Genomic DNA, 23,667 nt, shown 5'->3' on the forward strand with positions numbered 1-23,667 from the left:
GCGTCAGTTGTGCCGGAGGAGAAAAATTTGTATGATGAAAAGCAGGAAACGACTGGGGGTTAAGAGTATGCATAAAAAAGATATCATCAGGCTGCTTGAAACGATTGCGGTCTATATGGAACTGAAAGGGGACAACCCGTTTAAAATATCAGCCTTCCGAAAAGCGGCAGCGGCGCTTGAGCAGGATGACCGCAGCCTGTCGGAAATCGACGACATGATGTCTTTATCCGGAATCGGAAAAGGCACCTACGGCGTCATTCGTGAATATATGCAGGAAGGTGTGTCCGGCACGCTTCTCCAATTGCAGAAAGAAGTTCCGGAAGGCTTGGTTCCTCTTTTGAAGCTTCCGGGCCTCGGCGGCAAAAAAATCGCCAAGCTGTATCAGGAACTGGGCGTTCATGACGCGGAATCGTTGAAAGAAGCATGCGAGCAGCAAAAAGTACAGGGGCTCGCCGGTTTCGGCAAAAAAACGGAGGAGAAAATCCTCCAGGCTCTCGGAGAAGCCGGAAAACAGCCGGAACGGTTTCCGATCGGCTATGCGCTCAGCATTGCTTCAGTAATTGAAGAACATTTGGCCCGGCTGACGGATATTCAGAAATATTCCCGGGCCGGCAGTCTCAGAAGAGCGCGGGAGACTGTAAAAGATCTGGATTACATTATCGCTACAGATCATCCGGAGGCTGTCAGAGAACAGCTTCTTTCTCTCCCGAACGTAAAAGACGTGATAGCGAGCGGGGATACAAAAGTATCAGTCATCCTGACCTTTGAATATGAGACGAGTGTGGATTTCCGGCTTGTGACAGAGGAACAGTTTGCCACCACACTCCATCATTTTACCGGTTCTAAAGATCACAACATTAAAATGCGCCAGCTTGCGAAAGAGCGCGGTGAACGGATCAGTGAATACGGAGTAGAAACCATAGAAACGGGAGACGTCAAAACATTCCCGAGCGAAGCAGCGTTTTACGCCCACTTCGGTCTGCCGTTTATTCCTCCTGAGCTCAGAGAAAGCGGTCAGGAGGTCGACACGTACCGGGAAGAAACGGATCTTGTGGAGCATAAAGCGATAAAAGGCGATCTCCACATGCACTCAGCCTGGAGTGACGGCGCTTTTTCCATCAGAGAAATGGCAGAAGCGTGTATGGCAAAAGGCTATCAGTACATGGCGATCACCGACCATTCCCAATATTTAAAGGTAGCCAACGGTTTAACAGCCGAACGGCTCAAAAAACAGGCGGAAGAAATTGACGCGTTAAATGCTGAATTTGAAAATTTTCATATTTTTAAAGGCGTAGAAATGGACATTCTCCCCGACGGTTCACTTGATTATGATGACAGTGTTCTGTCGGAAATGGATCTTGTCATCGCATCTATTCATTCAAGCTTCAGCCAGCCGGAGCATGTCATTATGAAACGGCTTGAACAGGCGCTGACGAATAAGCACGTGGACATTATCGCCCACCCGACGGGACGCCTGATCGGCAGACGGGCCGGCTATGAAGTCGACATCGACATGCTGATTGAACTCGCCGCCAAAACAAATACGGCGCTTGAACTGAATGCAAACCCCGCGCGCCTTGATTTACGGACTGAGCATCTGATCAAAGCAAATGAAAAAGGTGTGACTTTGGTCATTAATACCGATGCCCATAATATCGAGATGCTCGATGATATGAAAACGGGCGTGACCGCTGCGCGCAAAGGGTGGACGGAGACAAAACATGTGTTAAACGCCCGGCCGCTACACGAGGTCAAAGCATTTCTGACGCGCAATGATTAAGTAAGGAGGATCACAAAACCGTGCAGCAAAAAGTGTTATCATCACTTGAATTTCATAAAGTAAAAGAACAGATTACCGCACATGCCGCCTCATCGCTCGGCCGGGAGAAGCTTCTGCAGCTGAAACCTTTGACGGATCTCTCAGACATCCAAAAACAGCTGGATGAAGTCGAAGAAGCATCCGCGGTCATGCGCTTGAGAGGCCATGCTCCGTTCGGCGGTCTGACCGACATAAGATCCGCTTTACGGCGGGCGGAAATCGGCAGTGTGCTGACGCCGGCGGAATTCACCGAATTGTCCGGGCTGCTGTATGCCGTTAAACAAATGAAGCATTTTATCAGCCAAATGACAGAAGACGGCGTCGGCATTCCGCTGATACAGGCCCATGCAGAAGAACTGATTACATTGGGCGATTTGGAAAGGGAGATTAACTCCTGCATTGATGACCATGGTGAAGTGCTTGATCATGCGTCTCCCGCTTTAAGGGGAATCCGCACGCAGCTCAGGACACTTGAATCAAGAGTCAGAGACCGGCTTGAATCGATGCTGCGTTCATCTTCCGCTTCTAAAATGCTGTCTGACACCATCGTTACGATTCGGAATGACCGCTTTGTCATCCCGGTCAAACAGGAATACAGATCAAGCTACGGCGGAATTGTCCACGATACATCTTCATCCGGTGCGACACTGTTTATTGAACCGCAGGCGATCGTAGATATGAACAACTCGCTTCAGCAGGCGAAAGTAAAAGAAAAACAGGAAATCGAACGGATTCTCCGGATGCTGACGGAGCATACGGCTGAACACACACAAGAAATCGCTCAAAATGTGGAAGTGCTGCAGACACTGGATTTCATTTTCGCCAAAGCGAGATACGCAAAAGCGATGAAGGCGACAAAACCACTCATGAACGGAGACGGTTTTATCCGGCTGAAAAAAGCGCGCCATCCGCTGCTGCCCCAAGATCAAGTCGTGGCCAACGATATTGAACTGGGCGGAGATTATTCAACGATCGTCATCACGGGACCGAATACGGGCGGTAAAACCGTTACGTTAAAAACACTCGGGCTGCTGACGATAATGGCGCAGGCAGGATTGCACATACCGGCTGATGAGGGATCGGAAGCAGCAGTATTTGACAATGTGTTTGCCGATATCGGCGATGAACAGTCGATCGAACAAAGTCTGAGTACGTTCTCATCCCACATGGTCAATATCGTCAATATTTTAAAAGACGTGTCTGAAAACAGTCTTGTGCTGTTTGATGAACTCGGTGCCGGAACAGATCCGCAGGAAGGAGCGGCGCTTGCCATGAGCATCCTTGACGAAGTTCACCGGACAAACGCCAGAGTGCTTGCGACAACCCATTATCCGGAACTGAAAGCATACGGATATAACAGACAAGGCGTCATGAATGCCAGCGTTGAATTTGACATTGAAACGCTTTCGCCTACCTATAAGCTTCTGATCGGAGTGCCGGGCCGAAGCAACGCATTTGAAATCTCAAGACGCCTTGGGCTTCCGGAGCATATCATCGGCCAGGCGAAGTCAGAAATGACCGCCGAACATAACGAAGTCGATCTGATGATCGCATCGCTTGAAAAAAGCAAAAAAAGAGCGGATGAAGAGCTTTCTGAAACCGAATCAATCAGAAAAGAAGCAGAAAAACTGCACAAAGAGCTTCAGCAGCAAATCATTGAGCTGAACGCCCAAAAAGATAAAATGATGGAAGAAGCAGAACAGAAAGCTGCGGAAAAACTGGAAGCCGCCGCAAAAGAAGCCGAACAGATCATCCGCGAACTCCGGTCCATCAAGCAAGAACACAGATCCTTTAAGGAACACGAGCTGATTGACGCCAAAAAACGTCTCGGAGACGCGATGCCGGCTTTTGAAAAATCAAAGCAGCCGGAAAGAAAAACAGAGAAAAAACGCGAGCTGAAGCCGGGCGACGAAGTAAAGGTGCTCACATTCGGACAAAAAGGGGCGCTGCTTGAGAAAACCGGCGAGAAAGAATGGAACGTCCAAATCGGCATCCTCAAAATGAAGGTGAAGGAAAAAGATCTTGAGTTTCTCAAATCGGCTCCTGAACCGAAAAAAGAAAAAGCAATCACCGCCGTAAAAGGGAAGGATTATCACGTATCCCTTGAACTTGACCTCAGGGGAGAGCGTTACGAAAACGCCCTCAGCCGCGTCGAAAAATATTTAGATGACGCGGTGCTTGCCGGCTATCCGAGAGTGTCCATCATTCACGGAAAAGGCACGGGCGCCCTCCGAAAAGGGGTGCAGGATCTTCTGAAAAACCACCGCAGCGTGAAAAGCTCGCGGTTCGGGGAAGCGGGAGAAGGAGGATCAGGCGTAACGATTGTCGAACTAAAATAAAAAGGGAGTAAACGTCATGAATGCTTTTTGGGAAAATGAGCTTGTTGAAATCGCGGCTTATTACAGTGTAGCCGTCTTGTGTCTCGTCATTTTTCTGACCGTGTTTGAATTGGTGACATCCTATAAAAACTGGGTGGAAATCCAAAAAGGCAATCTTGCGGTGGCAATGGCGACCGGAGGGAAAATTCTCGGTATCGCAAATGTCTTTCAGCACAGCATCGCCCAGCATAATTCGCTTTTGCAAATGATCGGCTGGGGCGTATACGGATTTATTATGCTTTTAATCAGCTATTTTATCTTTGAATTTCTGACGCCCCGGTTTAAAATTGATAAAGAAATTGAAAAAGATAACAGAGCTGTCGGCTTTATTTCATTTGTCATCTCAGTCGGCCTGTCATTTGTGGTGGCCGCCGGGATTTAAGGGGACGGGGAAAAATGGAGAAGCTTGCGAAAGTGCTGCTGTCGGCAGCGGGAATTTTTCTGTTCATCGGACTTATTTATCTGGTCATGACATCTTAATACTGAAAAAAGGCTGCCGAACTAAAATCGGCGGCCTTTTTTATTGAGAATACCAGTTTATGCAGGCCGTATCAGAGCAAATGACGGCTTCCCAACTCATGGCGCGGATGACAGACGGCATGTCTTGATCTTCCATAAGAAAAAGTGTCGTAAAAGAATCATATAGGCTCATAAAAGCGGCGCGCCGTTTTTCGTCGGCAATGATCATGTCAGCCCGCAGCAGTCCGCATACATCCGAAGCTGCCGTTTGATTGAGTGAAAATATGCCTTTCTCTTCGACCGGCTCATAATAAGTGCAGCGCTTTATGCCTTTTGAACGGAACACATCCAAAAGTCCCGGAATTAAAAATGGTGAAGTGACATCGTCGCTTGGCAAGTACAGATCGGGATGAAGCCGATTAAACAGCCTGGCGGATTCAGGATGTTCATATTCATCCCGAAGTGCCGTGGCAGCAGTCATAAGCGCAAGCGCCGTCTCTTTTTCAGAGCGCAATCCGCAAACGGTCGTGACGGATTGCCAGGAAACGGGTCTGCCCATCGCGATGATCTCCTCATCACTCGGATAAATATGTTCATAAGGCCGTGTGCGCTTTTGCTCTTCCCACCCATCAGGCTTCCGGACAAAGGGATGAAGCAAAAAGGCGGCCGACGTAAACGGCTTCGGCAGCTGGCGCAGGATAGGAACTCCCTCTTCAAAATGCAGCGTTTCCAGCAAGCTCAACACCTCCTGAAACTCGAAATTTCACATGAAACGCTTTCCAATTCCAATCACCCTTCTGCTATAATAATAACGTATAGGAAAACAGAAGGGAGAGGTATTATGCAGTCTGAAAAGCCATGGCTTTCTCAATATCCCGAAGAGATTCCGCATGAGCTTGAATTTACCGATCAAACCCTGCCATCCAATCTGACAAACTCCGCAGCTCAATTCCCGAACCATACCGCCATTTATTTTCTCGGAAAAAAACTCACATTCCAGGACGTTCTCACAGATTCGTTAAAGCTAGCCGCTTTTTTACGCAAAACAGGCCTGAAAAAGGGTGACAGAGCCGCCATTATGCTGCCCAATTGTCCGCAGTCGGTCATCGCTTTTTACGGTGTATTGTTTGCCGGCGGCATTGTCGTTCAGACCAATCCTCTCTACACGGAACACGAGCTTGAGTATCAGCTGAAAGACAGTGCGCCGCGCGTGATCATCACCCTTGATATGCTGTTTCCGAAGGTGATAAAAATGAAAACGTTATCACTCGTCGAACGCATTATTACAACGAGTATAAAAGATTTTTTGCCGTTTCCGAAAAATATGCTGTATACGCTCACGCAAAAACAACAGGTGCATATTGATTATGACGGCTGCGAACAAATTCACAAATTAGCGGATATTTTAAAAAACGAAAGAGCGGAGGAGGCAGAGTCATTTGATATTGACCCTGCGCATGACATCGCCGTGCTTCAATACACGGGCGGAACAACCGGCTATCCGAAAGGCGTCATGCTCACACACCGGAACATTCAGGCCAATACAGAAATGTGCGCCGCCTGGATGTACAAAATGAAAAAGGGAGCCGAAAAGGTGCTCGGCATCGTGCCTTTTTTTCATGTGTACGGATTGACCGCCGTGCTCAATTTTTCCATTATGCAGGGATGTGAAATGATCCTTCTTCCTAAATTTAATCCTTTGGATACCCTGAAAACAATCGACAGGCTGAAGCCGACGGTTTTTCCCGGGGCGCCGACGATTTACATTGGGCTGTTGCATCACCCGGAGCTGAATAAGTATGATTTGTCCTCCATTGAAAGCTGTCCGAGCGGTTCAGCGGCGCTGCCGGTTGAGGTCAAACAGAAATTTGAAAAAGTGACCGGAGGAAAGCTTGTGGAAGGCTACGGATTATCCGAAGCATCACCGGTTACCCATTCAAACTTCATTTGGGGAAAAAATAAACCAGGCAGCATCGGCTGTCCCTGGCCCAATACCGACGCCGGAATCTATTCAGAAGAAAAAGGCGGGCTTGCGGGGCCGTATGAACACGGCGAGCTGATCGTAAAAGGCCCTCAGGTCATGAAAGGATACTGGAATAAGCAGGAGGAGACGGCGCGTGTCATCAGAGACGGCTGGCTGTTTACCGGAGATATGGGATATATGGATGAGGAAGGATTTTTCTACATCGCCGACAGGAAAAAAGACATCATCATTGCCGGCGGATACAACATTTACCCCCGGGAGGTGGAGGAGGCGCTTTATGAGCATGAAGCCGTTCAGGAAATCGTCGTAGCGGGCGTCCCTGATTCCTACAGAGGGGAAACGGTGAAAGCATTTATCGTTTTGAAAAAAGGCGCCGAGGCAGATGCCGATGAGCTTGATGCGTTTGCAAGAGAGCGGCTTGCGCCGTATAAAGTCCCGAAGCTTTACGAATTCAGAAAAGAGCTTCCGAAAACGGCCGTCGGAAAAATATTAAGAAGGCGTTTAGTCGAAGAGGAAGATGCTTCCCGTGAAAACAAGGTGCCTTAAAAGAAAAACTTGACAAAATCCGGATTCCTTTTTATCATGAAGTTATGAATGAATAGTCATTCATTTATCGAAGGAAGGAACGATGACATTGAACCAAAAACGGCCAAAGTATATGCAGATTATTGATGCAGCAGTAGAAGTCATAGCGGAAAACGGCTATCACCAATCACAGGTGTCCAAAATCGCCAAGCAGGCCGGCGTTGCGGACGGCACCATCTATTTATATTTCAAAAACAAAGAGGATATACTCATTTCTCTTTTTAAAGAAAAGATGGGCCAGTTCATTGAACGCATGGAAGAAGAAGTGAAAGAAAAAACGACGGCAAAAGAAAAACTCGCCCTCGTTATTAAGCAGCATTTCACACTGCTCGGCAACGACCGCCACCTCGCGATTGTGACCCAGCTTGAGCTCAGACAGTCAAATATCAAGCTGCGCCTGAAAATCAATGATGTTTTAAAAGGTTATTTAAACATGCTGGACACCATTTTGACCGAAGGAATCAAGTCGGGGGAATGGAAAGACAATCTCGACGTCCGCCTCGCCCGGCAGATGATATTCGGGACGATAGATGAAACAGTGACAACATGGGTGATGAACGATCAGAAATATGATCTTCCGGATTTGTCAGACAAGGTATTGGAGCTGTTGGTGTCAGGAATTCATCAAAACTAAAGGGGGTTGACGGATGAACAGCCTTTCGATGGCGGTAGAACAATCTGTTGCGGTGATCACCATTAATCATCAGCCGGCCAACGCGCTGTCCGGTGCGGTTTTAGATGAGTTATCCGGTCTGTTCGACCGGTGTGAAACAGATGACAGCGTCAGAAGCATCATCATTCGCGGTGAGGGGAAATTTTTCTCGGCGGGCGCCGATATAAAGGAATTTACGTCGCTTGAAAATCTTGAGCAATCTTCTGCCATGGCGGATAAAGGCCAGCAGCTGATGGAAAGAATTGAAGGGTTTCCGAAGCCCGTGATCGCAGCGATTCACGGTGCTGCGCTCGGAGGCGGTCTTGAGCTAGCCATGGCCTGCCATATCAGAATCGCTACATTAGATGCAAAGCTCGGCCTGCCCGAGCTGAATCTCGGCATTATTCCGGGCTTTGCCGGGACGCAGCGGCTTCCCCGGTACGTCGGTACGGCGAAAGCGCTTGAAATGATCGGCACTTCAGAACCTGTGACCGGAGAAGAAGCGCTCAGCCTCGGGCTTGTCACGATAGGCGCCGAACATGAGGAAGAGCTGCTGAAAAAGGCGAAAACGCTCGCGGGCAAGTTTGCGGAAAAAAGCCCGCAGTCGATGGCTTATCTGCTTGAGCTCCTTTATTCAAACAAGATCTATTCTTATGACGGCGGCTTAAAGCTTGAAGCAAAGCGTTTTGGGGAAGCATTTGCATCAGATGACGCAAAAGAAGGCATTCAGGCATTTCTCGAAAAAAGAAAGCCTCAATTCGGTGGGCGAAGATAAAGGGGATAAGATTATGAATCTATTTGTACTGATGAAACGGACGTTTGACACAGAAGAGAAAATCGTCATTGAAGCAGGAAAGATTCAGGAGGACGGGGCCGAATTTATCATTAATCCGTATGATGAATACGCCATTGAAGAAGCCATTCAGCTGAAGGAAGAGCACGGCGGAACCGTTACCGCCGTAACCGTCGGCGGAGAAGATGCGGAGAAAGAACTGAGAACCGCCCTTGCGATGGGCTGTGACCAGGCGGTGTTAATCAATATTGAAGATGATCTGAGCGATCCTGACCAATACTCCATTTCAACTATCTTATATCATTATTTCAAGGACCGGGAATATGATCTGATTCTCGGCGGAAATGTCGCAATTGACGGCGGTTCAGGCCAAGTGGCTCCAAGGCTTGCCGAACTGCTGAACATTCCTTGCGTCACAACGATCACAAAACTGACAATCAGCGGCGATGAAGCTGTGGCAGAGAAAGACAATGAAGGGGATACCGAAATCATTAAAACCTCACTTCCTTTAGTCATCACGGCACAGCAAGGCTTAAACGAGCCGCGCTATCCGTCGCTTCCGGGCATTATGAAGGCGAAGAAAAAACCGCTGGAAGAACTTGAGCTCGATGACCTCGACATTGATGAAGAAGATGCCGCACCGAAGCTCAAAACGATCGAACGTTTTCTGCCGCCGCAAAAAGAAGCGGGCAGACTGATCGAAGGAGAAGCCGCTGAGCAGGCGAAAGAGCTTGTGTCACTGCTGAGAAAAGAAGCCAAAGTCGTATAAACCGATATTAAAGAAACTGGGGGATGTCAGAATGGGAAAAAAAGTGATCGTACTCGGAGAAATTCGTGACGGCGCCTTACGGAACGTCACCTTTGAAGCCATAGCCGCAGGCAAAACCATTTCCGGCGGAGGAAATGTCATCGGCGTGCTGATGGGAAAAGGCGCAGCTGATGCAGCACCAGAACTCATTCAGTACGGCGCCGACAAAGTATTTACGGCCGATTCGCCGGGGCTTTCTCAGTATACGGCGGACGGATATGCCGCGGTTCTCGGGGATCTGATCGAAAATGAAAAGCCTGATGCGGTTATTTTCGGCCACACTTCTATGGGAAAAGATTTGTCACCTAAGCTTGCGGCCCGGTTTGAAACGGGGCTGATTTCAGACAGCACGGATGTAAGCGTTACCGGAGACAACATCGTTTTTACAAGACCGATCTATTCCGGCAAAGCCTTTGAACAGGTAATTTCAACCGATCCGTTCATTTTGGCGACGATTCGTCCGAATAATATTCAGGCATTAGAAAAAGACGCGAGCCGGACGGGTGATATCGAAGAGCTTGCGGCGCCTCCGGCAGATTTGCGGACGGTCATTGAAGAAGTAGTCAAAAAAACGGCGGACGGCGTGGATTTATCAGAAGCGAAAATTATCGTAGCAGGCGGCCGCGGTGTAAAAAGCAAAGATGGATTTGAACCGTTAAAAGAACTTGCCGAGGTGCTCGGAGCAGCGGTGGGCGCTTCACGCGGCGCGTGTGACGCGGACTATTGCGATTATTCCCTTCAAATCGGCCAGACGGGAAAAGTCGTCACGCCGGATTTGTATATCGCCTGCGGCATTTCCGGAGCGATTCAGCACTTGGCGGGCATGTCAAATAGTAAGGTCATTGTTGCCATTAACAAAGACCCGGAAGCGGAAATATTTAAAATAGCGGACTACGGAATTGTCGGCGATTTGTTCGAAGTGGTTCCGCTTCTGACCCAAGAATTTAAAAATGCCAATATTCATTCATAATCATAAACCCTCTGGCTTATTTGTCAGAGGGTTTTAATTTGTGTTAATTGGTTCGTACAAATTAAAGGTTGATAAAATAAGAGATTGACATGTACGAACCAATATAATAAGCTTTTGTAAAGCGCTTACAAACTTATCCATTCAGCATACATCCCAGATACATAGATCGGCTGTAGTGCTTTCATTCTTATTAAGGGAAAGGAATGATCAAGTTTGTCTCACAATACGGCAGTCATTCAAACTGATATCACACGGGGAACCATTAATAAAAACATATACGGACATTTCGCGGAACACCTGGGAAGAGGCATATATGAGGGCATCTGGGTCGGAAAAGATTCCGATATTCCGAATACCGGCGGGGTCAGGACGGATGTCGCCGCCGCCCTCAAACAGCTTCAGATTCCCGTCCTCAGATGGCCGGGCGGCTGCTTTGCAGATGAATACCATTGGGCAAACGGCGTAGGGAAACGCAAAACCATGCTGAATACCCATTGGGGCGGGACGATTGATTCCAATGAATTCGGCACGCACGAGTTTATGATGCTTTGTGAACTGCTCGGCTGCGAACCGTACATCGCCGGAAACGTCGGCAGCGGAACGGTTAAAGAAATGGCTGATTGGATTGAATACATGACGTTTGAAGCGGGCACGCCGATGTCCGACTGGAGAAAAGAAAACGGGCGGGAAAAACCGTGGAAGCTGACATATTTCGGAATAGGGAATGAGAACTGGGGCTGCGGCGGAAACATGCATCCTGAGTATTATGCCGACCTTTACAGAAACTTTCAAACCTATGTCCGCAATTACAGCGGTAATGAAATCTATAAAATTGCCGGCGGCACGAATGTCGATGATTACCGCTGGACTGAAACTTTAATGAAAAAAGCCGCTGATCTCATGGACGGGCTGAGCCTTCATTATTACACAATACCGGGCGATTTCTGGAAGGGGAAAGGATCAGCGACGGAGTTTACGGAAGATGAATGGTTCATCACGATGAAAAAAGCGGCGCATATGGATGAATTGATCACAAGGCACAGCGCCATCATGGATCAGTACGATCCCGAAAAAAGAGTCGGGCTGATCATTGATGAATGGGGCACGTGGCTTGATCCTGAGCCGGGCACGAATCCGGGCTTTCTGTATCAGCAGAATACGATCCGCGACGCCCTTGTGGCAGCCACGCATTTTCACATTTTTCATCAGCACGCAGACCGCGTACAGATGGCCAATATCGCGCAAACCGTCAACGTGCTTCAGGCAATGATCCTGACAGAAGGGAAAGACATGCTGCTGACGCCGACGTATCATGTGTTTGATATGTTTAAGGTGCATCAGGACGCTTCTCTTTTGGCGACAGAAACAAAAGCAGCCGGGTACGAATGGAATGACGGCCGGCTCCCGCAAGTCAGCATTTCAGCGTCCAAACAGCAAAACGGAGACATACATATCAGCCTTTGCAATATCGATCATCTGCACAAAGCTGATGTGAAGATTGAACTGCGGGGCATGAAAAAGACAGGGAAGCCTTCGGGAACGATTCTTCACGCGGAAAAAATGAATGCCCACAATACATTTAGCAGTCCGGAAAACGTCAAACCGAAGCCGTTTTCCGGGTTTGCTCAAAAGGGCGGAAAACTTGAGGCGGAGCTTCCTCCGATGGCGGTTGTATTAATCACGCTGCCTGCGGGCCCATCTTAAGTTTTGAACGCCTGCCGCCCGGTTATAATACACTGTATAAAAAAGATTATTTCCGGCGGGTTCGGGAGAAAATAATATAAGCATTAAATTAGCATGAACGAATGGGAGATGCTATACTAAAAATCATCATTTGACAATTGGAGGAATAACAAAATGGCTATCGTAAAAGCAACTGATCAATCGTTCTCAGCTGAAACAAGTGAAGGTGTCGTATTGGCTGATTTCTGGGCTCCTTGGTGCGGACCTTGTAAAATGATCGCGCCCGTTCTTGAAGAGCTTGATCAAGAAATGGGAGACAAACTGAAAATCGTTAAAATCGACGTGGATGAAAACCAAGAAACTGCCGGTAAATACGGCGTCATGAGCATCCCGACACTTCTCGTATTGAAAGACGGAGAAGTCGTTGAAACATCTGTCGGTTTCAAACCGAAAGAAGCTCTTGAAGAGCTTGTAAACAAACATCTGTAAGCCAAAAGCTTCCGTTACGGCAGGGCGATTCCTTTGAAAGGGAATCGCCTTTTTTGATCTTCCAAAAGCTGAGAATGGAGAAAAACAAATGTTCGTGATACACTGAATGGACACGAGAAATGAATGTAAGGAAGGGTAACGTATGAATAAACAACTGAAAGAAAAACTGGCCCTCCTTCCCGATCAGCCGGGCTGTTATTTAATGAAAGACCGTCAAAAAACAGTCATCTACGTGGGGAAAGCGAAAGTCTTGAAAAACAGGGTGCGATCTTATTTCACCGGTTCTCACGACGCAAAAACCCAACGGCTTGTGACGGAGATTGAGGACTTTGAATATATCGTGACTTCCTCCAATCTTGAAGCGCTTATTTTGGAAATGAATCTGATTAAAAAATACGATCCGAAATACAATGTCATGCTGAAAGATGATAAAACCTATCCCTTTATTAAAATCACCCATGAACGCCATCCGCGGCTGATTGTCACCCGGAATGTCAAAAAAGACAAAGGACGCTATTTCGGCCCGTATCCGAATGTGCAGGCGGCGCGGGAAACGAAAAAACTGCTGGACCGCCTTTACCCGCTCAGGAAATGCTCAAAGCTACCGGACCGCGTCTGTCTATATTATCATCTCGGACAATGCCTCGCCCCATGTGTAAAGGATATATCTGAGGAGACAAACCGCGAGATTGTTGAAGACATTACCCGTTTTTTAAAGGGAGGGCATAACGAAATCAAAAAAGAGCTCGAAGCGAAAATGGCAGAAGCGGCGGAAAAGCTTGAATTTGAACGGGCTAAAGAATTCCGCGACCAGCTTGCTCACATCGAATCGACGATGGAGAAGCAAAAAATGACCATGAATGACCTTCTGGACCGCGATGTGTTTGCATATGCCTACGATAAAGGCTGGATGTGCGTCCAAGTCTTTTTCATACGCCAAGGAAAACTGATCGAACGCGACGTCAGCATGTTTCCGATGTATCAGGAAGCGGATGAAGAATTTCTGACCTTCATCGGCCAGTTCTACTCTAAAAACAATCACTTTCTGCCTAAGGAAATTCTGGTGCCTGACAGCGTTGACAGGGACATGATCACCGAGTTGTTGGAAACCGCCGTGCATCAGCCGAAAAAAGGCCCGAAAAAAGAGCTGCTTCTGCTTGCGCACAAAAATGCGAAAATCGCCCTGCGGGAAAAATTCTCGTTAATCGAGCGGGATGAGGAACGGTCAATCGGTGCAGCCGAACGGCTCGGCGAAGCGCTGAATATTTATACGCCGCATCGGATTGAAGCGTTTGACAACTCCAATATTCAAGGCACAAACCCCGTATCGGCCATGATTGTCTTTATTGACGGAAAACCGAATAAAAAGGAATACCGCAAATATAAAATTAAAACCGTAACAGGGCCTGATGATTACGGCTCAATGAGGGAAGTCGTCAGAAGAAGATACACGAGGGTGCTTCGCGAAAACCTTCCGCTGCCGGATTTAATCATCATTGACGGCGGAAAAGGGCAGATTAACGCGGCGCGCGACGTGCTCGAGAATGAGCTCGGCCTTGATGTCCCGGTAGCGGGATTGGCGAAAGATGATAAACACCGGACATCCAACCTTTTGATCGGCGACCCGCTTGAACCGGTGTTTCTGGAGCGGAACAGCCAAGAGTTTTACCTGCTTCAGCGCATTCAGGACGAAGTTCACCGTTTTGCGATCAGCTTTCACAGACAGATCCGGGGAAAAAGCGCCTTTCAATCCGTTCTGGATGATATCCCCGGAATCGGCGAAAAACGCAAAAAAATGCTCTTAAAACATTTCGGATCTGTCAAAAAGATGAAGGAAGCAAGCCTTGACGATATCAAAAAAGCGGGTGTGCCGGCCGCGGCGGCCCAGCTGCTGTTTGAAAAATTAAAAAAATAGTATTGTGCTTTTCTGAAAAATCTGCTAGAATGTGAACTAATTTCATAAGATCGTGTTATATGGTGAAGATAGAGGTGCGAACTTCAATAGTAAGCCTTTGGAGAATGATGGATTCTGCGAAAAAGGCTGAAAGGGGAGCGTCGCCGAAGTGTATCACATCCCATCGGTGTGATTTGCTGGCCTTGCATTGAATAAATGTAAGGTTGTCAAGAATTCATTTTCTTGGAGGGCTATCTCGTTGTTCATAATCAATCGTAATGATATGAAAAAGCAATGAGAGCTATTCCTCTCATTGCTTTTTTTATTGTGGACAAAACGCTCTTTTCTCCTCACCCGCACGAACCAAAATGTAAAGGGTGGTCTAGTATGGGTCTTATCGTACAAAAATTCGGAGGCACTTCCGTCGGCTCTGCCGAAAAAATTCAAAATGCCGCAAATCGCGCCATTGCTGAAAAGCAAAAAGGTCATGATGTCGTAGTCGTCGTTTCGGCAATGGGAAAATCAACCGACGCGCTCGTTAACCTCGCGGCTGAAATCACATCTGCACCAAGCAGACGCGAGATGGATATGCTTTTGTCTACGGGAGAGCAGGTCACGATTTCGCTTTTGGCCATGGCGCTTCAGGAAAAAGGATATGACGCCGTCTCTTATACGGGCTGGCAGGCGGGTGTCCGCACGGAAGCCGTTCACGGCAATGCGAGAATTACGGATATTGATATTACGGCGATTCGTTCGCAGCTTGCAGAAGGCAAAATCACAGTCGTTGCCGGTTTTCAGGGCATAACGGAAGACGGAGGCATCACGACGCTCGGACGGGGCGGTTCCGATACGACGGCGGTCGCTCTTGCAGCAGCGCTGGAAGCGGATAAATGCGACATTTATACAGATGTTCCGGGCGTATTTACGACAGATCCGCGGTATGTCCGGTCAGCGAGAAAACTGGCGGGGATTTCTTATGATGAAATGCTGGAGCTTGCAAATCTAGGAGCGGGTGTTCTTCACCCGCGGGCGGTTGAGTTCGCGAAAAACTACCAAGTGCCTTTAGAAGTGCGGTCAAGCACAGAATATGAAGCTGGAACATTAATTGAGGAGGAATCATCAATGGAGCAGAATTTAATCGTCAGAGGAATTGCATTTGAAGACCAGATCACAAGGGTGTCCGTTACGGGCCTTGCAAGCGGATTGACAACACTTTCAACAATTTTCACCGCGCTGGCAAAACGAAACATCAACGTTGACATTATTATTCAGACTCAGTCGGACGATGGGGAAGCGGATATTTCTTTCTCAGTGAAAACGGAAGATGCCGCGCAAACGGTCGCCGTGCTTGAAGAATATAAAAACGCGCTTGACTATGAAAAAATTGAAACCGAAAGAAAACTGGCGAAAGTCTCTATTGTCGGGTCCGGCATGGTTTCAAATCCCGGCGTCGCCGCGGACATGTTTGCCGTACTGGCGGAAAAAAATGTACAAGTCAAAATGGTGAGCACATCTGAAATAAAAGTATCAGCGGTTGTCAGTGAAAATGATATGGTGAAAGCGGTCGAAGCGCTTCATGATGCATTTGAGCTTTCTAAACAGCCGTCTGCCGTATAAACGGGCAGGCAAAAAGGCGGGACTTGGAGTCACCGCCTTTTTTCAATTATACAGGGTCCTTCATATCCCATTTTACAGTCAGAACGACTTTATCCGCTCTCTTTTTTACCTGTTCATAAGATTCTGCAATCTGATCGTTCATCAATTGAATCTGTTCAGCTATAAAACCGGCTTCAAGCTGAAAACAAGGCTCTTTCTGATGTTTGAGTCTGCTGGATACGAGCGGTCCTTCCAGTTCAAATTCCAGTTCTTGTTTTTTTGATCCTGCGTTTGTCAAAGTTCCCCAGCCGGCTTTCTCAAAAAAGGCGGGGATTTCTTCCCACGATTGAAGAGGAAATTTGCGGGCGAGGCGTTTCCCCGCCCAATACATCATGGATGAATACTCCGGGCCGAGGATATCCGGAAGCACGATTTCCCGGATTAATTCGTAGCCGTATGCGCTGACGTCGAGTTCAGTTAAAGGTTCTAAAGCTGCTTCATAATTATTCTTCATATTATGTATTCCCCTCTCTCCTTCGTTTATTATAGCTTAAACAGGGGGGAGGATTACAGGATGATCCTATAAAACACGAGAAAAAATGTGAGAAAGATATCGCAGGAAAATAAAATTTTCCCGTCAAATAATCAATTCCGAAAATTATAATTTATGTACACGTTTTCTTGACGCCCTTTTGAGGGAGGAGTAAAATGAAATTGTCAATAAATTTTAATAAAGTGCTTACAATTGAAACGAAGTGGGGGCAGAGATTTTAGTACATTTCGCACTTAAATCAAACAGGGGGTAAAGTAATGTCTGGGAACAGAGAGTTTTATTTTCGAAGATTGCATTCCTTGCTCGGTGTTATTCCGGTCGGCATCTTTTTGATCCAGCATTTAGTCGTCAACCAATTTGCCGCAAGGGGAGCAGATGCGTTTAACAAGGCGGCCGGCTTTATGGACAGTCTGCCGTTCAGGTATGCGTTAGAAATTTTTATTATTTTCTTACCTTTAATTTATCATGCGGTTTACGGTGTGTACATAGCATTTACTGCGAAAAACAACGCTGGCCACTACAGTTATTTCAGAAACTGGATGTTTGTGCTTCAGCGTGTCACTGGTATTCTCACCCTTATTTTCGTCAGCTGGCATGTATGGCAGACGCGGATTGCCGCGCAGATGGGCGCTGAAGTCAACTTCGATATGATGGCGAATATTTTGAGCTCGCCGTTTATGCTCGGTTTTTACATTGTAGGCGTTTTATCGGTCATTTTTCACTTTTCAAACGGCTTATGGTCTTTTGCGGTCACATGGGGGATCACGGTCACGCCGCGTTCTCAAAGAATTTCGACTTACGTGACGCTGATTATATTTTTAGCGCTTTCATACGTAGGTTTAAAAGCGATTTTTGCGTTTGTGTAAGAGAACTAGATTACTAGAGGGAGAGGGGCTATCATGAGTCAATCAAGCATTATCGTAGTCGGCGGGGGTCTTGCCGGCCTCATGGCGACAATTAAAGCAGCGGAATCAGGCACGGCCGTTAAATTGTTTTCCATCGTTCCGGTCAAACGCTCTCACTCGGTCTGCGCGCAGGGCGGGATAAACGGAGCTGTCAACACAAAAGGGGAAGGAGACTCTCCGTTTGAGCATTTTGATGACACGGTATACGGAGGCGACTTTTTGGCAAACCAGCCTCCTGTAAAAGCGATGTGTGAAGCGGCGCCGTCCATTATCCACTTATTGGACCGCATGGGGGTTATGTTTAACAGAACGCCGGAAGGGCTCTTGGACTTCCGCCGTTTCGGGGGTACACAGCATCACAGAACCGCTTACGCGGGAGCGACGACGGGTCAGCAGCTTCTTTACGCACTGGACGAGCAGGTGCGCAGATATGAAGTGGCGGGTCTCGTCACAAAATATGAAGGCTGGGAATTCCTCGGTGCCGTTCTTGACGATGAGCGCACGTGCCGCGGTATCGTAGCCCAAAATCTGACCAATATGCAAATCGAGTCATTCCGTTCTGACGCCGTTATTATGGCGACGGGAGGTCCCGGAATCGTATTCGGCAAATCAACAAACAGCATGATCAACACGGGATCTGCCGCATCAATCGTTTATCAGCAGGGCGCTTATTATGCAAACGGCGAATTTATCCAAATTCACCCGACAGCAATCCCGGGGGACGATAAACTGCGTCTGATGAGTGAATCGGCGCGCGGCGAGGGCGGAAGAGTCTGGACGTATAAAGACGGAAAACCTTGGTACTTCCTTGAGGAAAAATATCCGGCTTACGGAAACCTCGTGCCGCGGGATATTGCGACACGTGAAATCTTTGACGTGTGCGTGAATCAAAAACTCGGCATCAACGGTGAAAACATGGTGTATCTCGATCTGTCGCACAAAGATCCGAAAGAGCTTGATGTTAAGCTTGGCGGCATTATCGAAATCTATGAAAAATTCATGGGCGATGACCCGCGCAAGCTTCCGATGAAAATTTTCCCTGCCGTTCACTATTCAATGGGCGGACTGTGGGTTGATTATGATCAGATGACAAGCATCCGCGGACTGTTCGCAGCGGGTGAATGTGATTATTCAATGCACGGAGGAAACCGTTTAGGGGCGAACTCTCTGCTTTCCGCCATCTACGGAGGAATGGTGGCCGGACCGAATGCGGTGAAATATGTTTCCGGACTTGAAACATCAGCGGAAGACCTGCCTTCTTCATTATTTGATTCCTATGTGAAAAAAGAAGAAGAAAAATGGGCCGATATTATGAAGATGGACGGCGACGAAAATGCCTACATGCTTCACCGTGAGCTCGGAGAATGGATGACGGCCAACGTCACGGTGGTCCGCCACAACGACAAGCTTTTGAAAACGGATGACAAAATCCAAGAGCTGATGGAACGCTTTAAGAAAATCAATATCAACGATACGACAAAATGGAGCAACCAAGGCGCGATGTTCACCCGCCAGTTCTCCAATATGCTTCAGCTTGCCAGAGTCATCACGCTCGGCGCATATAACCGAAACGAAAGCCGGGGAGCGCACTATAAACCGGATTTCCCTGAAAGAAATGACGATGAGTGGCTCAAAACGACGATGGCGAAACATGCCGGTCCGTTTGAAGCTCCGGAATTTGAATATCAGGATGTCGATGTATCACTGATTGCGCCCCGTAAACGCGACTACTCGAAGAAGAAGGTGGCGAAATAATCATGAGTGAGAAAAAGATACGGTTTATCATTACACGTCAGGATACGCCCGAAAGCGCGCCATACGATGAAGAATTCGAAATCAATTACCGCCCGAATCTGAACGTGATTTCCGCCCTGATGGAAATCCGCAGAAATCCCGTGAATGCAAAAGGAGAGAAAACCACTCCGGTCGCATGGGACATGAACTGTCTTGAAGAAGTATGCGGCGCCTGCTCCATGGTCATCAACGGAAGACCGCGCCAGTCATGTACGGCGCTGATTGATAAGCTGGAACAGCCGATCCGTCTGAAACCGATGAAAACATTCCCGGTTGTCCGTGACCTTCAGGTTGACCGCAGCAGAATGTTTGATTCACTGAAAAAAGTGAAAGCATGGGTGCCGATTGACGGAACTTACGATTTGGGGCCAGGGCCGAGAATGCCGGAAAAACGCCGCCAGTGGGCATATGAATTGTCTAAATGCATGACATGCGGCGTCTGCCTCGAAGCCTGCCCGAACGTCAACAGCAAGTCGAAATTCATGGGGCCTGCCCCGATGTCACAAGTGCGTCTGTTTAACGCGCATCCGACGGGCGCGATGAACAAAGCAGAACGTTTAGAAGCGTTAATGACAGACGGCGGCCTCGGAGATTGCGGGAATTCACAAAACTGTGTTCAATCCTGCCCGAAAGGCATTCCGCTTACGACTTCAATCGCTGCTTTGAACAGAGATACCAATTTACAAGCATTCCGTAATTTCTTCGGAAGCGACAGAGTATAAGAAAGAGAAAAAGAGCCTCTTCCGCGCACGGGAGAGGTTTTTTTATAAGGAGCTGAAGGTGATGAAACAACCGCAATATATTGATATCCCGTTTGAAGAATGGAGACAGTCGTTTTCTTTCTTTACTGAAGTATCGGTTCGTTTTTCAGAAACGGATATGTTCGGCCATATGAATAATGTAACCCCTTTCATCTATTTTGAAGAAGCGCGGATCGCTTATTTCAAACAGCGAGGCATAACGGCGCAAAACTCGGAAACGATGACGGTCGTCGCAAGCCAGCAGTGCGACTATATGCGTCAGGTGATGCCGTATGAAAATCTGCGGATTTATGTGAAAGCAAGCGCTGCCGGAAATGCGTCCGTCACCCTTCATTACCTTGGAGAAAATGAGTCGGGCCTGCCGTGCTTTACAGGTTCCGTCGTTATGGTTCAAGTGTCGAAGAAAAGCGGCAAAGCGGTCAGCTGGACGGAGCGGGAGAAAGGCATTCTGCTCGCCTGAACGGATAACTATTTCTCTAAGAGACGTCACCTCCGAAGCGCCCTTTACATATGATATCTTGACTATATAAACCCATTCGTTTCAGATTCGCTCTCACCTTAGCAAGGAGGGTTACAATACTTGAAGGAGAAAGATTTTCAATCAAAGCCGCTGCTGACCAAAAGAGAAAGAGAAGTATTCGAATTGCTCGTTCAAGACAAGACAACAAAGGAAATTGCAAGCGAGCTATTTATCAGTGAAAAAACTGTACGGAATCACATTTCAAATGCCATGCAGAAGTTAGGTGTGAAAGGGCGTTCGCAAGCTGTTGTCGAGCTTCTTAGAATGGGTGAGCTAGAGCTCTGATTCTTGCCGGTTTTCCTTCTTTTCGAGAAGGAGCCGGTTATTTGCGTTGGCGCCCGGGCTGATGGGCATGCGGTGAAAATCCCGGTTTTTCCTTTTTCTCTGTCAGTCTTGCATTTTCTTAAAAAAAGAAGGAAAATAGACACGGAGCGCATAGCCCAGAAAGATCCTTGAGTGAGGGATGGACAAATGACATCAAAATCTGTAGAGCATGTTGCGGATATCGAAAAATCACTCCGCCATATCGCTGCGATCATTAAACAAAAAGGAAGAGAAATCCTTAACCAATATGCAATTACACCGCCGCAATTCGTGGGGCTTCAATGGCTTTATGAATTGGGGGATATGACAATAGGCGAATTATCAGGCAAAATGTATTTGGCTTGCAGCACGACGACGGATCTGATAGACCGCATGGAAAAAAATAAGCTTGTCGAGCGGGTGAAAGACCCGGCTGACAGACGGGTCGTCAGAATTCATCTTCTCGCTGAAGGAGAGCGCATTATCCAAGAAGTGATTTTGAAAAGACAGGCTTATTTGCGGGATATGTTTGCGACATTTTCCGAAGAAGAAACAGCCGCTTTCGAAAAATCATTATTGAAACTGCAGCATGAAATGAAAAGAAAATGAGGCGATTTTGTTGGAACAGCCGATAGGAGTCATTGATTCCGGGGTTGGCGGGTTAACCGTTGCTAAGGAAATCATGAGACAGCTACCGAAGGAAAATATCATCTATGTGGGAGATACAAAACGCTGCCCGTACGGCCCGCGTCCTGAAGAAGAAGTTCTTCAATACACGTGGGAAATGACCGATTACCTGCTGGAAAACCACCATATCAAAATGCTCGTGATCGCCTGCAATACGGCCACGGCCATTGCCTTGGAGGATATTCAGCGCAAAACGGATATTCCGGTTGTCGGCGTCATTCAGCCGGGTGCGAGAACGGCGATAAAGGTCACGAAAAACCAGCATATCGGTGTCATCGGCACGGTCAATACCATTAAAAGCAGAGCGTATGAGCAGGCGCTGCTCGGGTTAAACGCAGAACTTCAAGTTGAGAACACGGCTTGTCCGCTGCTCGTGCCGTTTGTGGAAAGCGGACGGTTTCTTCAGGAATCAGCGGAGGAAGCGGTTGAAGCATCGCTTGAGCCTTTAAAAGGTACATCAATTGACACCTTGATTTTAGGATGTACGCATTATCCGATTTTAAAAGATCCGATTCAGAACTATATGGGAGAGCATGTGAAAATCATTTCCTCCGGAGACGAGACGGCGAGAGAAGTGAGCACCATCTTGTCTTATAAAGGTTTGTTAAACCAATCGAAACATGCACCGGAGCATCAATTTCTTACAACGGGGGAGCGGAACGGTTTCGCAAAAATTGCCGAAGACTGGTTCGGCCACGAAATCGGCCATGTCGAGTGCATTTCCCTTCAAGAGCCGGTCAGAAAATAAATCAAAAAAACCCGCTGTTTACGGCGGGTTTTTTTGCGCTTCCCGGTCTATTTCCCGGACAGGGCTCGTATACATCATAGTACAAACAGCCTTAGGAGGGAAAAGTATGCTGAAAAAAGGACCTGCAGTCATTGCTGCAACATGTCTTACTTCGGCTTTTGTGTTATCTGGATGCGGTTTGTTTCAATCCGATAAAACAGCCGGGGAAATTGACCCGCCTCAAGACATTTCATATGTAAAGGATGAAGCGGGAATTCAGGCAAAACCAAAGCAGTCAGAGAAAAACGGCACTTCTAAAGCCGACCAGCCGGCCAATACAGTCATGCGAGAGCTGTATCTGATTGATAAAAACGGCTATGTCGCAGCACAGACACTGCCTCTTCCGAACAGTGAGGGAACCGCAAAGCAGGCCCTTGAGTATTTGGTTCAGGGGGGGCCTGTGTCAGAAATCCTGCCGAACGGCTTCAGAGCGGTGCTCCCTGCGGATACGACGGTAAATGTCGATATTAAAAAAGACGGCACTGCCGTCGCTGATTTTTCGAAGGAATTTAAAAACTATAAAAAAGAAGACGAACAAAAAATCCTGCAATCGATTACATGGACGCTTACCCAATTCAGCTCAATAGATAAAGTCAAAATCAGAATCAACGGGCACGAACTGAAAGAAATGCCTGTGGGCGGTACGCCGATTACGGGCGACTTAAGCAGAAAAGACGGGATTAATATTGAAACGGCCGGAGTGAATGATCTGACAGACACCCATCCGCTGACTGTCTATTATCTGGCGGAAACAGAGACAAGCGAATACTACGTACCTGTCACAAAGCGGATTGACAATTCGGAAACAAATGACATCACCGCTGCCGTTGAACAGCTCACCGACGGACCGGGCAAAGCAAGCGGGCTTTTGACGGACTTTAATAACGATGTTAAGCTTCTCAGCAAGCCGAAAGTGAAAGACGGCCAGGTTACACTGGACTTTAACAGCTCCATTTACGGAAGCGCCGACGAAAAAACAAAAATGGTATCATCGGGCGTACTGGACAGCATCGTTCTCACGTTAACCGAACAGCCGTCAATTAAAAGTGTTTCTATAAAAGTAAACGGAAAATCAGAACTGGTGAATGAAAAAGGAGAATCCCTTTCAAAACCTGTTTCGAGGCCGTCACAAGTGAATACGGGTAGTTTTTAATTTGCGATTTTTGATATACTAATAAAAAAGAGGTTAGCGTTCCGGCTGCCTCTTTCTTTATTCGCAATCCGGAACAAAAGGTTTATGTACATAT

At 47.5% G+C, this 23,667-nt stretch carries 22 protein-coding genes and 1 riboswitch; of the genes, 20 read left to right on the plus strand and 2 right to left on the minus strand.

From position 1 onward, the window contains the following. Positions 1-67 precede the first annotated feature (67 nt). From polX to SB24_RS15850, 3 genes are read left to right on the plus strand one after another with little or no spacing between them, the layout of a single operon-like run. A complete protein-coding gene (gene polX, locus SB24_RS15840; RefSeq protein ID WP_039254303.1) occupies positions 68-1,780 on the plus strand; it encodes a DNA polymerase/3'-5' exonuclease PolX in 1,713 nt (570 codons plus the stop codon). 20 nt (positions 1,781-1,800) lie between these two features. Beyond that, entirely contained in the window at positions 1,801-4,158 is a 2,358-nt protein-coding gene (locus tag SB24_RS15845; RefSeq protein ID WP_015417955.1) for an endonuclease MutS2, read from the plus strand. A 16-nt stretch (positions 4,159-4,174) separates the two neighbouring features. Further along, the gene (locus SB24_RS15850; RefSeq protein WP_003152541.1) at positions 4,175-4,579 is read left to right on the plus strand and encodes a DUF350 domain-containing protein; all 405 of its coding nucleotides are present in this window, start codon (positions 4,175-4,177) and stop codon (positions 4,577-4,579) included. A 138-nt stretch (positions 4,580-4,717) separates the two neighbouring features. Here SB24_RS15850 and SB24_RS15855 read toward each other — a convergent pair whose 3' ends face one another. Continuing rightward, the gene (locus SB24_RS15855) at positions 4,718-5,392 is read right to left on the minus strand and encodes a DUF2711 family protein (RefSeq protein ID WP_039254306.1); all 675 of its coding nucleotides are present in this window, start codon (positions 5,390-5,392) and stop codon (positions 4,718-4,720) included. A 105-nt stretch (positions 5,393-5,497) separates the two neighbouring features. Between SB24_RS15855 and SB24_RS15860 the strand changes: the two genes are divergently transcribed. The 9 genes from SB24_RS15860 (at position 5,498) to SB24_RS15900 (ending at position 16,131) form a co-directional block, all read left to right on the plus strand. Then, positions 5,498-7,186, plus strand: coding sequence for an AMP-binding protein (locus tag SB24_RS15860; RefSeq protein ID WP_039254310.1), 1,689 nt, complete (start codon positions 5,498-5,500; stop codon positions 7,184-7,186). A gap of 88 nt (positions 7,187-7,274) precedes the next feature. Next, a complete protein-coding gene (locus SB24_RS15865) occupies positions 7,275-7,859 on the plus strand; it encodes a fatty acid metabolism transcriptional regulator FadR (protein WP_039255069.1) in 585 nt (194 codons plus the stop codon). Positions 7,860-7,872: 13 nt separating this feature from the next. After that, on the plus strand, positions 7,873-8,652 hold the full coding sequence (locus SB24_RS15870) for an enoyl-CoA hydratase (RefSeq protein WP_015417952.1): 780 nt from the start codon (positions 7,873-7,875) through the stop codon (positions 8,650-8,652). A gap of 13 nt (positions 8,653-8,665) precedes the next feature. Then, positions 8,666-9,439, plus strand: coding sequence for an electron transfer flavoprotein subunit beta/FixA family protein (locus SB24_RS15875; protein WP_033574190.1), 774 nt, complete (start codon positions 8,666-8,668; stop codon positions 9,437-9,439). 31 nt (positions 9,440-9,470) lie between these two features. Beyond that, a complete protein-coding gene (locus SB24_RS15880; protein WP_015417950.1) occupies positions 9,471-10,448 on the plus strand; it encodes an electron transfer flavoprotein subunit alpha/FixB family protein in 978 nt (325 codons plus the stop codon). 213 nt (positions 10,449-10,661) lie between these two features. Continuing rightward, positions 10,662-12,152, plus strand: coding sequence for an alpha-N-arabinofuranosidase (locus SB24_RS15885; RefSeq protein WP_039254313.1), 1,491 nt, complete (start codon positions 10,662-10,664; stop codon positions 12,150-12,152). 153 nt (positions 12,153-12,305) lie between these two features. Further along, a complete protein-coding gene (gene trxA / locus SB24_RS15890; protein WP_003152560.1) occupies positions 12,306-12,620 on the plus strand; it encodes a thioredoxin in 315 nt (104 codons plus the stop codon). A gap of 142 nt (positions 12,621-12,762) precedes the next feature. Beyond that, positions 12,763-14,535 carry an excinuclease ABC subunit UvrC gene (gene uvrC, locus SB24_RS15895; RefSeq protein ID WP_015417948.1) on the plus strand — a complete coding sequence of 591 codons (1,773 nt, stop codon included), beginning with the start codon at positions 12,763-12,765 and terminating at the stop codon, positions 14,533-14,535. A gap of 61 nt (positions 14,536-14,596) precedes the next feature. Further along, a riboswitch (Lysine riboswitch) is annotated at positions 14,597-14,776 on the plus strand. Positions 14,777-14,901: 125 nt separating this feature from the next. Then, positions 14,902-16,131, plus strand: a complete 1,230-nt coding sequence (locus SB24_RS15900; RefSeq protein ID WP_039254317.1) for an aspartate kinase — start codon at positions 14,902-14,904, stop codon at positions 16,129-16,131. 46 nt (positions 16,132-16,177) lie between these two features. On the opposite strand, the gene SB24_RS15905 is transcribed toward SB24_RS15900, so the two are convergent. After that, on the minus strand, positions 16,178-16,624 hold the full coding sequence (locus tag SB24_RS15905; protein WP_007408128.1) for a YslB family protein: 447 nt from the start codon (positions 16,622-16,624) through the stop codon (positions 16,178-16,180). Positions 16,625-16,920: 296 nt separating this feature from the next. On the opposite strand from SB24_RS15905, the gene sdhC reads away from it, so the two are divergent. The 8 genes from sdhC (at position 16,921) to SB24_RS15945 (ending at position 23,573) form a co-directional block, all read left to right on the plus strand. Beyond that, complete coding sequence (gene sdhC / locus SB24_RS15910; RefSeq protein WP_003152571.1) at positions 16,921-17,529, plus strand: succinate dehydrogenase cytochrome B558; 609 nt, start codon at positions 16,921-16,923, stop codon at positions 17,527-17,529. A gap of 33 nt (positions 17,530-17,562) precedes the next feature. Next, a complete protein-coding gene (gene sdhA, locus SB24_RS15915; protein WP_039254319.1) occupies positions 17,563-19,323 on the plus strand; it encodes a succinate dehydrogenase flavoprotein subunit in 1,761 nt (586 codons plus the stop codon). Positions 19,324-19,325: 2 nt separating this feature from the next. After that, a complete protein-coding gene (gene sdhB / locus SB24_RS15920; RefSeq protein ID WP_003152575.1) occupies positions 19,326-20,084 on the plus strand; it encodes a succinate dehydrogenase iron-sulfur subunit in 759 nt (252 codons plus the stop codon). 61 nt (positions 20,085-20,145) lie between these two features. Beyond that, positions 20,146-20,583, plus strand: a complete 438-nt coding sequence (locus SB24_RS15925; protein WP_012118126.1) for an acyl-CoA thioesterase — start codon at positions 20,146-20,148, stop codon at positions 20,581-20,583. Positions 20,584-20,703: 120 nt separating this feature from the next. After that, positions 20,704-20,928: a spore germination transcription factor GerE gene (gene gerE, locus SB24_RS15930; protein ID WP_003152579.1), complete on the plus strand. Its 225-nt coding sequence runs from the start codon at positions 20,704-20,706 to the stop codon at positions 20,926-20,928. Positions 20,929-21,114: 186 nt separating this feature from the next. Continuing rightward, on the plus strand, positions 21,115-21,555 hold the full coding sequence (locus tag SB24_RS15935) for a MarR family winged helix-turn-helix transcriptional regulator (protein ID WP_003152580.1): 441 nt from the start codon (positions 21,115-21,117) through the stop codon (positions 21,553-21,555). A 7-nt stretch (positions 21,556-21,562) separates the two neighbouring features. Further along, on the plus strand, positions 21,563-22,381 hold the full coding sequence (racE, locus tag SB24_RS15940) for a glutamate racemase (RefSeq protein WP_012118125.1): 819 nt from the start codon (positions 21,563-21,565) through the stop codon (positions 22,379-22,381). Positions 22,382-22,487: 106 nt separating this feature from the next. After that, positions 22,488-23,573: a GerMN domain-containing protein gene (locus SB24_RS15945; protein ID WP_039254321.1), complete on the plus strand. Its 1,086-nt coding sequence runs from the start codon at positions 22,488-22,490 to the stop codon at positions 23,571-23,573. Positions 23,574-23,667 lie beyond the last annotated feature (94 nt).

Origin of the sequence: Bacillus sp. Pc3 (assembly GCF_000815145.1) — a bacterium.
Lineage (GTDB): Bacteria > Bacillota > Bacilli > Bacillales > Bacillaceae > Bacillus > Bacillus velezensis.

Excerpts from the sequence above, each read along its gene's own strand:
- SB24_RS15925 (WP_012118126.1), top strand. The coding sequence starts at position 20,146 with ATGAAACAACCGCAATATATTGATATCCCGTTTGAAGAATGGAGACAG.
- SB24_RS15860 (WP_039254310.1), top strand. The coding sequence starts at position 5,498 with ATGCAGTCTGAAAAGCCATGGCTTTCTCAATATCCCGAAGAGATTCCG.
- sdhA (WP_039254319.1), top strand. The coding sequence starts at position 17,563 with ATGAGTCAATCAAGCATTATCGTAGTCGGCGGGGGTCTTGCCGGCCTC.
- uvrC (WP_015417948.1), top strand. The coding sequence starts at position 12,763 with ATGAATAAACAACTGAAAGAAAAACTGGCCCTCCTTCCCGATCAGCCG.
- SB24_RS15945 (WP_039254321.1), top strand. The coding sequence starts at position 22,488 with ATGCTGAAAAAAGGACCTGCAGTCATTGCTGCAACATGTCTTACTTCG.
- SB24_RS15880 (WP_015417950.1), top strand. The coding sequence starts at position 9,471 with ATGGGAAAAAAAGTGATCGTACTCGGAGAAATTCGTGACGGCGCCTTA.
- SB24_RS15875 (WP_033574190.1), top strand. The coding sequence starts at position 8,666 with ATGAATCTATTTGTACTGATGAAACGGACGTTTGACACAGAAGAGAAA.
- SB24_RS15870 (WP_015417952.1), top strand. The coding sequence starts at position 7,873 with ATGAACAGCCTTTCGATGGCGGTAGAACAATCTGTTGCGGTGATCACC.
- polX (WP_039254303.1), top strand. The coding sequence starts at position 68 with ATGCATAAAAAAGATATCATCAGGCTGCTTGAAACGATTGCGGTCTAT.
- trxA (WP_003152560.1), top strand. The coding sequence starts at position 12,306 with ATGGCTATCGTAAAAGCAACTGATCAATCGTTCTCAGCTGAAACAAGT.
- SB24_RS15900 (WP_039254317.1), top strand. The coding sequence starts at position 14,902 with ATGGGTCTTATCGTACAAAAATTCGGAGGCACTTCCGTCGGCTCTGCC.
- sdhB (WP_003152575.1), top strand. The coding sequence starts at position 19,326 with ATGAGTGAGAAAAAGATACGGTTTATCATTACACGTCAGGATACGCCC.
- sdhC (WP_003152571.1), top strand. The coding sequence starts at position 16,921 with ATGTCTGGGAACAGAGAGTTTTATTTTCGAAGATTGCATTCCTTGCTC.
- SB24_RS15935 (WP_003152580.1), top strand. The coding sequence starts at position 21,115 with ATGACATCAAAATCTGTAGAGCATGTTGCGGATATCGAAAAATCACTC.
- SB24_RS15850 (WP_003152541.1), top strand. The coding sequence starts at position 4,175 with ATGAATGCTTTTTGGGAAAATGAGCTTGTTGAAATCGCGGCTTATTAC.
- SB24_RS15905 (WP_007408128.1), bottom strand. The coding sequence starts at position 16,624 with ATGAAGAATAATTATGAAGCAGCTTTAGAACCTTTAACTGAACTCGAC.